Here is an 11513-nt window from a genome sequence, read left to right as displayed (position 1 = left end):
ACGTGCCGAGAAATCTGTCCGTAGGGGTACTGCTGGTGGCATGGCGCGAATCCTCCTCGCGCCCAGTGAATCAGAACTCCAACTTCAGGGGAATCCCCCGTGAGTCAGTCACAAGAGCCCTTGGTATTACACTACATCCGTCAACCCACAATCATCGTGCTCATGAATAATTCGGGTTAGTTCATCAGGCATTGCTTTCACTCAAGTTCATAAAGCGAAAAAATCCCCGCGACCCCTGGCCTCGGCAAACGCAGCCCCGATTGACCTGCCTTCCCCCCGGGGGGTCTGCCGGGCAGGCGCTCGATCTCGCCAGCAGGGCGGGCGGCAGACCGTTCTGGATCAGCCGAGGAATCCGCCGGATGGCGCGCTGCTTGGCAGGGGTCGTTTTGGGCAACCGCCGGAGCGCTCGTCACCCAAGGCAGGGTGACGTTGCCGGTAATCGCCGGCCGGGGCGATGCAGACGGGCGTGGTGTGGCACTTGGCGGGGCGAGAACCACCCACCGCCGAATTTCGTAAGCGATATCAATGCTCTAAGGGAGACTAATGGCGGAGGGAGAGGTGCTCAAATCCAACACTCTCGCCTCGCAAGCCATTGATATTGTTGCCGTAAGATTTCAGTACAATTCGAATCCCGTCGGCGAATCCAAACGTTTGGTCGAAATTGTAGGAACCCTGATCCAAGCCTCGCCCGCCTGTTGAATCGCGCGCATGCCATGAACATCAAGGGCCGGAGCTACAGGCCGCCCGATCTGGAAGCATCGATCAAGAACTAACCATCACGCCCCACTCTCCACTGCCATTGCCGGGGCCGCTCTGTCTGCTGGCGGTCATTGCCGTCGCCGGACGCAGTTTCCGTTTACAGGGACCTCGTAAGACTTGGTGTCGCGTTAGTTCGCAAATCTGGGTGTCACTTGACAGGTGCCACACTCCCTAACGGCAACTACAGCTGATTCTTTCAAGCTGGCTGACGATCGGCGCTAACTTCTCTTTTCGGCGCATCACCTATCTTGATGTAGCGCAGCGTCGGCAGGGCGAAGTTCCAGCCGCCCTCACGGATCACCCGGCTCAGGACATGCGTCAGGTCGGTGCGCGCCGTGTCGGGCGAATGGAGATCAGCGCGGTACCAGGCCTGAATCTTGAGTTCCACGCCCTGATCCTTCAGTTCCTCGACGACGACCCGCGGCGCAGGGTGGGCAAGAATACTGCCTCCGCTGATGTACTCTTGGGACTTCGCGGCGACGCTTGACATGATCTCATGCAAATCGTGCTTATTCTCAACAAGGAAGCATATTTCGATTCGACTCTCCGGACTGGGCCGGGAAAAATTGGTAAGGTGCTTCGTCGTGATGATGTGGTTGGGGATTGTCACCTCATTGCCATCGCGGGTCACAGTTCCCACGGATCGCCAGTTTGCATCTTTGACCCTGCCAACCACGGGCTCAGCCGAACCCGGGAATGTAACTTCAATCCAGTCGCCGATCATGAAGGAGCGCTCGATGCTCAACATAAGGCCGGAAAATGCGTCAAGAATGAGCGGCTGAATCGCGAGGCCAATGGTGAAGACCAGCAAGCCAGAGGTAGCCAGGGCTTGACCAAGACTGAGCTCACCAACGACGAACGCCACGGTGCCTGCAATCACAACCCACCAGCCAATGCCGACGAATGTTCTGATGATGCCGGCTACCTTCTTTTCTGACGTCCGCTCGATCATAAGGAAAAGACGGTTCGTGAAACTGATTCCGACCGCACCGGCTGAGAAAACGATTCCGGTCAGAAGCGCCTTGTTCAGCCAGTAGGCCGACGAGAGTTCATCAATCTCATACCATGCGAGGAAAAGGCTGAGTTTTGTGCCGATGAGTCCGCAGAGCAGACAGAGCGGCAAGAGCAGACTGTCAATAGTGCCGACCCGGTTTGCCGCAACGGCATAAGCGCCCCACATTGTAGCAAGAACGCCCAATCCCAGAAGCAGAAAGAGACCACTTGTCCGGAACGGGCTTGCGGCGGCCTCGAGGAATGACTGGAATGGAGATCGCAGCCCAAAGACAAAGGTCGCCTGGGAGAACTCTTGCGTGTTGAAGGCTCCGTCGTCGCGCGCAAATCCGCCGAGGAGGAAAAAGTCCTGTCCACTTGCAAGCTGGCGGGATGAGACACCGCCATTGCTCGAGGCAAGAAGACGCGACTGGTCGAAACCAGCAACAGGAACCACCACAAGGCGGCTGCTATCAAGTTCCGCGTGCCGAATGTTCAGCGTGGTTCGTGCGCCATCTGTCAGGCTCTCAGTGCCGCTCTGCTCGATTGGCGTTTCGATCGCAATTTGACCCCGCATGAACGACCAGCCATTTGCCGATGTCGCTTCCATTTGAGCGCCCAGTGAGCTGACCCCTACATCATTGATCATCATCTCTGTTAAGATTGCCTTGGGCGCGCGGGAGGCGAGTTGCACGGAAAAGGTTGTCTTCCGCCGGTCATCCGCGTCCTTGATGGGTTCAACGCCGATTAGGTCGGCCGACGCCCACACGACGGACAGCGGCTGGAGGGTGCCACCAGTCGCGCCGAAGACAAGTTGTGCCCCCGAGAGGTTGCTCTTTCCCTTGGCCACATCCAGTGCATAGACCTGGCTTGAGGCGTTCCCGTCTTCATCAAAGTAGACTGGCCCCATCAGCGTGGTGACGGAAGAGGACACGGATCTTGAATTCGCCCAGTTCGCTTGCACTTCCTTCCGTATCGCCCGAACATCGAATTCACCAGGCTTGCTGGCCGCGGCATTCTGTTTGATCGCGTGGGCAAGAAGCTCGATTCCGGCACGGGCCAGAAAATAGCGCCAGGTCGGCTGGACGCCATACTTCTCTTCGAATTCACGGGCCACATTCTTGGCGGCTACGGAGGCAAGATCCGGAACGAATGGGCTCAACAACGTCACTTCAGCCAGATTAGAATCGTTCTTCAACAGGCGGCGGGCATCTTCCTCCAGGTCGTCGATCATGATGATCGATATCTTCGACGCGACCAGCTTTGTAAGGCATCCAGTCACAAACTCCGGTCGCCCCAACAGCAGAACTTCGACGCCTTTATCTGGCGATTGCAAGCCGGCAAGAGCCTGCATGGCCTTTCTGACTTTCTTCTCGGCGATGATCTGGGTTCTGGGCAATTTCTCCGACATGGTACTCAAGAACGCCGGGCTGGTACCCTCGCCATCAGTAAGGATGACCAGGTTTCTGTTATGATTGAGCGTCTTGAGACGCTCAGCGATGTAGTCGGCAAAGCGCAACTCATCGAAGATGAGCCGGAAAGACCATTCATTAAAGGCAGTGAGGTTGAAGTGTGTTTCTGTCAGCGACAGAAACGGCATTTGTGTCACAAGATAATAGTCGGCGGCGCGCTTGGAGTTCTCGTAACCCCCATCGCCGATGACGGCATTGTTATCTCCCGCTGAACTGATGTCGAGGGCGATTTTCTCCGCTTCTTCCGGTGTCTCGCCATCGGCATAGAGGTTGTAGCTCAACAGGAAGTCTGCGTTCGAGGCGTTGATCTGTTTGATCTGATCGTCGATGCCCGCCAGGATTTGCCTGTCTTTGTCATCCAGTTCACCCTTTTTGAGAACAAGAGCAAACTTGTATTCGGTCTTTTCCTGGCTCGCGAAATGCTGCACCCAAGCATAGGCCTGCCGGATATAGGGTGTTCCTTCAAGCAGTCCAATGGCGGCGATCAGAACAATCAGCAGACTGAACGCAAAATGCATTTTTCGCGCGTTTTCCACTGCCGAACCCTTGCCATCAACTAAAGCCGTAAGACACTAACTTCTACGACAAATACTTCACAGCCTAGATTCTTCCGTTTCAAAGAGAACTAAGCCGGGTTTTCCATCGAGAAGTGAGCCACTCCTGGTTATGGATTGCAGCTCATGCTGAGGTCAAGGGATGGCTTGTCTCCTTCTTTTTTCGGGCTGTAGATATCTACGATCTTGCGAGACATCCCATTTCATAGCCCTATTGGGCTGGGAGGATGTCTGCGATGACCCAGAAAGATCGCGAGATTCAGCGCAAACTGAAGATATTGAAGCATGCCGCGGTGAGCTGGCCCGAGAGCAGCAGCGCCGTGATTTCTTCATATGTGCGGCGTTGGACGAGCTGAACCTCTCGGCCAGTCTGCCTGGAAAGGTAGCTCTTGAGCTTCGCCAAGAGGTCGATGTCGTTATTCAGAAAGACGGGGGTCAAGCCGAATTTGAGGGGCCCGGTTGCTTTAGCGACTCCATTTTATCGCACGAATATGGCAAGCGCCGCACTCAACAGATAACGACGCCTCAGGAATCTCGCCTTCACTGGAAGCATTGGGGCAGTGATTCCGGCATCTTGGCCTCCATGCTAGCCTGTTGTCCAGTAAACCCGGTTGTAATCCTATCGGCCCTGCCCTTGGCTGCCGAACCCAACAGGAGCCACTAACTCAATTCAATGTCGGTCCTGACTAAATCGAGTGCGTCGTGCCAAGTTCATTTTTTGAATGGCCCAGATCCTCATTGAGCCTCAAGTGTGGTGTGGATCTTGACCATTGTTCGGTCTGTGAGCCTTCCTTGGCTGAGCACTTGCATGAGCATCCTGCAGGAACGCCAAGTTCTCCGCCATTTGATGAAGACGTTCAGCAACAATCCGGATTTCCTCATCACTCGAGATAAGAGGCAGCGACACTCCGATAGAAAAGTCGTCCTTTGCGGTGGCAGAGAGCCCAACCGCCAGCGCTGTCCGTTCAAGCAAGGCTTCGCCTAAGGGCGCTCCCTCAAAGGCCAAGGCCCGAAGCAGGCCGAGACCTCTCAGCCTGAGGAAGAGACCACTGGCGGTCTGTCCGTCCAGCAACTTTTCAAGTTGCTGGCCCCGAATTTCGGCTGCAGCTACAAGGCTTCCGTCCTCGATCACGTCGAGCATGGCAAGCGCCGCCCGTGCCAACAGCGGGTTCTTCTCATGCGTGAAGTGCCCCACCGAGAGTTCTGGCGCAAGATTGAGACGATCATCGGCTATGACGGCAGCGAGCGGCAAAACGCCCCCGCCCAGTGCCTTTCCCAGCACGACCATATCAGGTGTGACACCGAAATGCTCATGCGCGAAGAAACGGCCCGTCTTGCCGAGACCGGACGGGATCTCGTCGAAAATCAGCTTCACCCCTTGCTCTGCACATAGCCCCGCGCAGCGCGTCCACAGATCCGAAGGCGGCACATGCGCATTGGATCGTATGGGCTCAGCCACAAGGCAAGCGATGCGGCCACGGTTCTGGGCAAGACAGGCCGCAAGATCGGCAATCATTGCTTCAGCTCCGCCTCCGGCCTGATCCCAGTAGGGCGTGAGATGGTGGATGTCAGTCAACTGACTTCCCAGCCGGGAATCAAGCCGGCCACTGGAGAGTGCGAGACTTCCCATGCCATGACCATGATAGCTGCCTTCCAGGGCGATGATGCCCGAGCGCCCTGTGGCGATGCGGGCGAGCCGGATGGCCGTTTCGATAGCCTCGCATCCACCGGGCATAAGCAGCAGCCGCGACCGCCCGCCACGGAAACGAGCCGTCAGGCGCTCGGCAAGTTCAGCGGCCGGTGCGTTGGCAAAGCGGCGCGGCGAGAAGGCAAGCTGGTCAAGTTGGTCCTTTAAAGCCGCGATGATGCGGGGATGAGCATGCCCCAGATGATGGCAGCTGTTGCCATGAAGGTCGATGTAGCGACGGCCATCCACGTCCTCGATCCACAAGCCCTTTGCGGCGCGCAGGGCGCCGATGCAGGGCGAAGAGCCGTCCTGATGGATAAACACGGCGGCATCGCGAGCCACGATGTCGGCACCGTCCTTCACGGGTCGGCCGCCAGCAGCGGCAGCAGTTCGGCATGCAGGTCCGGATCACCAGAGGTCAGGATTGTATTGGACCGGATCGCCGGACCGCCGTCCAGCCCAGTGACGATGCCGCCAGCGCCCGAGACGATTGGAACCGTCGCGGCGATGTCGTAGATGTCGAGGCCCGTCTGCAGGACCGCGTCGATGTGACCTTCAGCCAACATGCAGGTATCGTAGCAGTCGCTGCCGAAGCGGACCATCCGCACGCGCGGAGTCAGGCTCCTGAGCCGCCCGAACAGGGCCGGATTATCAGTGACAGAGGATCCCACGAAGACGGCCGCATCACTCAGGCGAACCGGTTTGCGGCTGGCAAGCTGCCATGTGCGGGAGGGGCTGGAGCCCGTGGCAGAGTGGCCATCTCCCCAGAAGCGCTCCTTCAGAAACGGATGATCAGAGAGGCCGAGCAGAGGTTCGCCCCCACGCAGGAGGCCGATCAGCGTTCCCCAGAGGGGAATGCCCGTTATGAAGGACTTGGTGCCGTCGATGGGATCGAGCACCCACACAAATTCTGCATCCGTGTTCTCGGAGCCGAATTCCTCACCAATGACGCCGTGGGAAGGATAGACAGTGGCGATGAGGCTGCGGATTGCCTGCTCGGCGGCGCGGTCGGCGGCGGTTACTGGGTCGAAGCGTCCACCGTCCGACTTGTCCCGCGCGGCGATGCCCGTCCGATAGTGAGGCATGATGGCAGCGCCCGAGGCATCAGCCAGACGATGCGCGAAGGCAAGGAGTTCTGCGGTCAACCTGTCTTCCGCCGCCATGGCTGCCTCCTGAGTATGAATGCCCGAAGGGCGATTTGCAGTGCGGTGGCCACTATGGAGATCAGCATGATGAGCACGGCCAGAGCAGCAGCCTGCCCATAACGGCTGCCCTCCAGCAGGTTTACCACGGCGATGGCGCCAACCCGGGAATTGGCGGTAAACAGGAAGATCAGGGCGGATACCGTCGTCATTGCATTCACGAAAAAGTAGCCGAATACATCGATCAGGGTTGGAAGCAGCATCGGCAAGTGAATGCGCCGCGCCGTGCCGGCCGGCGTCGACTGCAGCGCCCGCGCCGCCATGTCGATCTCCGGATCGGTACGCATCAGCGTGCCAACCACCATCAGATGCGGAACGGTATAGAAATGCGCGATGGTGCAAACCACCATCAGCGTGAGTGTGCCGAACAACGGGTTGAGCGGATTGGACGGCGCGTTGAAGAAGAAGATATAGCCGAGCCCCAGCACCAGTCCCGGCACCGCGACTGGAAGCATGGCAAGACCCTGGACGAGCTGGGTTGGGATGGCAGCCCCCACCTTACGCGCGACGAGCCAGCCGGTGAGCGCCACGATGACCGATCCGAAAAACGCGGTGAAGCCGGCGAGCCAGAGGCTCGCCACGAGGGCACGGCCATCATCACCCGCGGCGAAGACACGGGCATAGTTCTTCACGTCGAGGCTGAGATTGTAGGGCCAGAACTTCACCAGCGATCCGAAAACGGCCATGCCGATGACGCCAATGACCGCCAGTGAGACGAGAGTGGCGAAAGCCGTAAGCGCGCCGTCACGCAAGGCCGAGGGCTGTGGTGTGACGGGCACCGACTTGCCGCTCAGCGTGGTGCGCTGAGCCCTGCGCGCCAGCACATCGATCCCGTATGCGGCAACCGCGGGCGTCAGCAGCAGCACGCCGACGACGGCGCCAAGCTCGAAGTCGAACCGGCCGATCACCAGCTTGTAAATGTCGGTGGCCAGCACATTGGTGGACCCGCCCACCACTGTCGGAATGCCGAAGTCGGTGAACACCAGAACGAAAACCACGGAGGCTGCGCTGATGATCGCATAGCGGCTGAACGGCAAGGTGATGGCGAGGAACTGCCGCCACGGTCCGGCCCGCAGCGCCCGCGCGGCCTCATAGAGCCTCGCATCGCTGGCGGCGAGGCCCGCCGACAGGATCAGCACGGCATGCGGCAGTGCGTAGAGCACGGAGCCCATGACGATGCCTACTGGCCCATAAAGCTGCTCGCCCATGAGCAAGCTCTTGAGGACGCCCTGTGTCCCGAAAAGATAAATCAGGCCGATCGCCGGCAGCAGCGACGGCGCCAGCAGCGGCAGCATCACGATGGCGCGAAACAGACCTTTGAACGGCATGCAGCTGCGATGCAGCCCATAGGCAAGCGGATAGGCGATAATGATGGCCAGGACGGTTGCAGTTGCCGACAGCGCGACCGAATTCCACGCCGCGGTGGCAAGACCCGGCTCCGTCGCATAGCGCACGAAGTTGCCTAGTCCGGAGAAGCTCCCGTCGCGATTGAACAGGCTACGGACGAGCAACGCGCCAATGGGCAGAATGGTGGCGAGCGCCAAGAGGACGGCCGCCAAAGGCGGAAGTACCTGGCGCGTCAGCCTCGCGGACCAGAGCCGGTGGATGCGGCCTTGCCCGGCAAGCCCGTCCTGCAATGTCTGCCCGCCCATGCGATCAGGCACTTCCGAGAAACATCAGATGCGACGGCGGCAGGGCAAAAATCACCTGCTCGCCAAGCTGCGGAATACGGTCGAGCCGGGAGCGCAGCACGTCCGCTTCGATGACGGACCGGGGACTGTCGTCGGGTTGCAGCACCAGCCTGACGATATCACCGAGGAAGGTGAGAGATGCGACGCGCGCGTTGAACCGGTTTGGTGCGCCATCCGCCTCCTGCCCCACCAGCACGGCGCCCGGGCGAATGCAGGCATAGGTCTGGCCGATACGGTTGGCGCCACCCCCAGCGGCCTGGAGCCTGAGCCCCTGGGCAATGGCCGTAGTTTCACCGATCATCTCTGTGGCAAGCGCATTGCAGCCACCGAGCAGGCGCGCCACAAACAGGTTGGCAGGCCGTTGATAGACTTCTTCAGGGCTGCCGGTCTGTTCGACGCGCCCCTTGTTCATGATGACGACCTGATCGGCCACCGAGAAGGCCTCCTCTCGATCATGGGTCACCATGAGAGCGGTCACTCCAATGCGCCGCTGCAACGCCTGCAGTTCGCTGCGCAGGTGAGCCCGCACATTGGCATCAAGCGCCGAGAGCGGTTCATCAAGGAGCAAAAGACCCGGTGACAGGGCGAGAGCACGCGCCAGCGCAACGCGTTGCTGCTGACCACCGGATATTTGGTTCGGATATTTTGAAGCGTGTTCCGACAGGCCGACGAGCGCGAGCAGTTCGGTGACGCGCTTGAGCCGGGCATCCCTTGCCACGCCGGTCGCTTCGAGGCCGAAGCCGACATTGCCAGCCACTGTCCGGTTGGGGAAAAGCGCGTAGGACTGGAAGACGATGCCATAGTCCCGCGCCTCGGGCGGCAGGGTGGTCACGTCACGGCCATTCTGGTGAATGGTTCCTCCATCGGCAGTCTCGAAGCCAGCGATCAGGCGTAGCAGGGTAGTCTTACCGCAACCCGAGGGTCCCAGAACGCATACAAAGCGGGAGGCCGCCGCATCGAGGTCGACCCTGTCAACGACGGTGGCCGTACCATAACGCTTGGAGATGTTTCTGAGACGAAGGAAAGGGGCCGCCGTGGCAGCCCCTCCTGATTGGGATGAAGGATCGTCCATCAAGCTCACTGCTTCGGCGGAACCTTGGTGCCGTAGCGCTTCTGCCATTCGGCCATCACGGCTTCGCGGTTGGCGGCGAGGCTAGCGAAGTCCATCTTAAGAAGCTTTTCCTTTTCGCCCTCGGGATAGTTCGGGGGAAGTTCGGAGATGTCGTCATAGGCAGTGATCGGCAGGAACTTGGAGGAGATCTGTGCTGCCTCGCGCGAGGACACCCAGTCCGCGAGCTTGCGCGCATCATCAGTGTTCTTCGCGCCCTTGATGAGCGCGGTCGCTTCGATTTCCCAGCCGAGGCCTTCCTCCGGAAGGATGATCTTGATCGGCGCGCCGTCGTTAATCGCCTTCACGCCCGGCGTAGAGTAGGAGATGCCGATGACGGTTTCGCCCGCAGCAGCCTGGCGGCAGGGCGCGCTGCCCGAGTGGCCATACTGCGTGATGTTTTCATGCAAGGCGTCCATGTATTTCCAGCCGCCCTCTTCACCAAAGGCGGTGAGCCAGCCATTGACGGCGAGGAAAGCGGTGCCGGACGACAGCGGGCTCGGCATTGTGATGTGACCCTTGTAGGCCGGATTGGTAAGGTCCTGCCAGCTCTTGGGGACCGGAAGACCCAGCTTCTCGGCTTCGACGGTGTTGAAGCAGACGGAGGCCGCCCAGGCGTCGATACCGACCCACACAGGGTTCTCGCGATTATCGCGCATGACCGGGCTCACGGCATCGTAGTTCGCAGGCTTGTAGCTTTCCAGCAGGCCCTTGGCATCGGCGGCCATGAGCGCCGATACGGCGTTGCCCATGATCACATCGCCCAGCGGATTGGCGCCCTCGGCAATGACACGTGCAATGATCGGGGCCGTGGAGCCATTGATCATCTCGATCTTGATGTCGGGGTTGGCGGCCATGAAGCCGTCGGCAAGCGCCTTGGCCTGATCCTCGTCGAGCGAGCTGTATACCGTTAGCGTCCTCTGCTCGGCCAGCGCGGAACCTGTTCCGAGCAGTCCTGCGAGCACTGCCGCAAGCACGAGACGACGGGACGAAGAAGCAATCATGATTGTCACCTTCATTTAAGTTAAGTTAGTGCGTTAGACAGCCTGCATTACGATTGTATGACAATGAAACCACTGTTCCCAGAAAGCGCGGGAACCACAGGTGACGCCGCTCGGCGGGGCGGATCGATCGCGGGGGTGGGAATGGCGGCGAAGCCGGTCGGGGTGGTGCAGCCGCCCGCGCTGACTGCGCAATGAAGACCTCCGGGGCTGAGGGCCGGTAGCCCAGTGATTCGTATGGTCAAAGCGTATTGTCGAAGCGCCGCAAGCTTTCCACGATGACGCGGGCTTCGGCGAGGATAGAGAAGATTTCGCCATTGTGAAGTTCGTCGCGGAGGCGGGTGTTGAAGCTCTCGACGTATCCATTCTCCCACGGGCTCCCCGGCTCAATGGAGGCGGTCTTTGCGCCAGCGGCGGCGATCCAGTCCTGAACCGCCTTTGCAACGAAGTCGGGGCCGTTATCCGGCCTGATGTGCTCCGGCACACCCCGGAGGATGAAGAGGTCGGAGGGGATGTCGATGACCTCGGAAGACTTGAGCGTCCGGTTGACCCTGATCGACAGGCATTCTCGCGTGAACTCATCCACCACATTCAGCATGCGGTACTTCCGTCCGTCATGGGTGCGATCCTCCACGAAGTCGTAAGACCAGACATGGTTTGGCCGTTCGGCCTGAAGACGGATGCAGGCACCGTCGCTCGGCCAGATCAGGCTGGGCTTTGGCTGCCGGGGCTGGACCTTCAGACCCTCCTGCCGACAGATCCGTTCTACCCGCTTGTCGTTGACCACCGAGCCCGACGTGCTGCGCAGGAGGGCTGCCATCTTCCGGTATCCCAGCCGACCGCGCTCTTGAAGAGGATGATCTTCAGCAAAAATGGCGCGGCCATGACGCCGAACAGCACGAAAAAGGGGACGATGCCTTATCGGTACTACATTTCCATGGATGTCATCCGTAACCGCGAGACCGGCGAGGAAACCCTGCCGATGCGGCTTGCCGCCGGAATGGTCGAAGACGCGGTCGTGACCTGCTGGCGCGAGGCCTCGGCGGTCA

6 protein-coding genes and 2 pseudogenes are annotated in these 11513 nt (G+C 59.7%); 1 reads left to right on the top strand and 7 read right to left on the bottom strand.

The window, feature by feature from the left end:
* Positions 1-955 precede the first annotated feature (955 nt).
* From ACILRA_RS12465 to ACILRA_RS12435, 7 genes and pseudogenes are all read right to left on the bottom strand, one after another.
* Entirely contained in the window at positions 956-3739 is a 2784-nt protein-coding gene (locus ACILRA_RS12465) for a mechanosensitive ion channel domain-containing protein (RefSeq protein WP_395662423.1), read from the bottom strand.
* 781 nt (positions 3740-4520) lie between these two features.
* Positions 4521-5825 (bottom strand): aminotransferase class III-fold pyridoxal phosphate-dependent enzyme, encoded by a 1305-nt coding sequence (locus tag ACILRA_RS12460; protein ID WP_395662422.1) that lies wholly within the window; start codon positions 5823-5825, stop codon positions 4521-4523.
* Entirely contained in the window at positions 5822-6625 is an 804-nt protein-coding gene (locus ACILRA_RS12455; protein ID WP_395662421.1) for an inositol monophosphatase family protein, read from the bottom strand. Before ACILRA_RS12455 ends, ACILRA_RS12460 begins: the two co-directional genes overlap by 4 nt.
* Positions 6604-8316: a putative 2-aminoethylphosphonate ABC transporter permease subunit gene (locus ACILRA_RS12450; protein ID WP_395662420.1), complete on the bottom strand. Its 1713-nt coding sequence runs from the start codon at positions 8314-8316 to the stop codon at positions 6604-6606. The genes ACILRA_RS12455 and ACILRA_RS12450 overlap by 22 nt, the downstream gene beginning before the upstream one ends.
* Positions 8317-8320: 4 nt before the next feature.
* Positions 8321-9427 carry an ABC transporter ATP-binding protein gene (locus tag ACILRA_RS12445; protein ID WP_395662419.1) on the bottom strand — a complete coding sequence of 369 codons (1107 nt, stop codon included), beginning with the start codon at positions 9425-9427 and terminating at the stop codon, positions 8321-8323.
* A 5-nt stretch (positions 9428-9432) separates the two neighbouring features.
* The gene (locus ACILRA_RS12440; protein ID WP_395662418.1) at positions 9433-10467 is read right to left on the bottom strand and encodes an extracellular solute-binding protein; all 1035 of its coding nucleotides are present in this window, start codon (positions 10465-10467) and stop codon (positions 9433-9435) included.
* A 148-nt stretch (positions 10468-10615) separates the two neighbouring features.
* Positions 10616-11314 (bottom strand): annotated as a pseudogene (locus ACILRA_RS12435) (IS3 family transposase); the annotation flags it as partial.
* A 6-nt stretch (positions 11315-11320) separates the two neighbouring features.
* Here ACILRA_RS12435 and ACILRA_RS12430 point away from each other — a divergent pair.
* Positions 11321-11513 (top strand): annotated as a pseudogene (locus ACILRA_RS12430) (hypothetical protein); the annotation flags it as partial.

Origin of the sequence: Aestuariivirga sp. (assembly GCF_044239095.1) — a bacterium.
Taxonomy (GTDB): domain Bacteria; phylum Pseudomonadota; class Alphaproteobacteria; order Rhizobiales; family Aestuariivirgaceae; genus Aestuariivirga.
Note: the sequence above shows the minus strand (reverse complement) of the source record. Positions and strands in the feature narration are given on the sequence as shown.

What these genes read in the sequence shown, in the direction of transcription:
- ACILRA_RS12465 (WP_395662423.1), bottom strand. Translation starts at nt 3,739, where the DNA reads ATGCATTTTGCGTTCAGTCTGCTGATTGTTCTGATCGCCGCCATTGGA.
- ACILRA_RS12455 (WP_395662421.1), bottom strand. Translation starts at nt 6,625, where the DNA reads ATGGCGGCGGAAGACAGGTTGACCGCAGAACTCCTTGCCTTCGCGCAT.
- ACILRA_RS12450 (WP_395662420.1), bottom strand. Translation starts at nt 8,316, where the DNA reads ATGGGCGGGCAGACATTGCAGGACGGGCTTGCCGGGCAAGGCCGCATC.
- ACILRA_RS12445 (WP_395662419.1), bottom strand. Translation starts at nt 9,427, where the DNA reads ATGGACGATCCTTCATCCCAATCAGGAGGGGCTGCCACGGCGGCCCCT.
- ACILRA_RS12440 (WP_395662418.1), bottom strand. Translation starts at nt 10,467, where the DNA reads ATGATTGCTTCTTCGTCCCGTCGTCTCGTGCTTGCGGCAGTGCTCGCA.